Raw genomic sequence first — 253 nt, 5'->3', positions numbered from 1 at the left:
AGATCGTCTCGCCCCAGACATTGTCGAGCAACTGGCTCCGCGAGAAGACCCGACCCGGGTGCCGCATCATGAATTCGAGCAGCCGGAATTCGGTCGGCCCGAGCCGGATCTCGCTCTTCTTGCGATAGACCCTGTGGGATTCGCGATCGAGCATGATGTCACCGACCTTCAGCACGCTGGACAGCACTTCGGGCTTGGCGCGGCGCAGCAGCGCCTTGACCCTGGCCATGAATTCCGGTGTCGAGAACGGCTT

At 62.1% G+C, this 253-nt stretch carries 1 protein-coding gene; it reads right to left on the bottom strand.

The window, feature by feature from the left end:
* Positions 1-253 (bottom strand): winged helix-turn-helix domain-containing protein (locus E5W87_RS35840; protein WP_292408793.1); only part of this gene is annotated, 253 nt, incomplete at both ends.

This window comes from Mesorhizobium sp. (assembly GCF_004962925.1).
In the GTDB taxonomy this organism is placed as follows: Bacteria; Pseudomonadota; Alphaproteobacteria; order Rhizobiales; family Rhizobiaceae; genus Mesorhizobium.
This window is presented reverse-complemented; position numbering and strand designations above follow the sequence as displayed.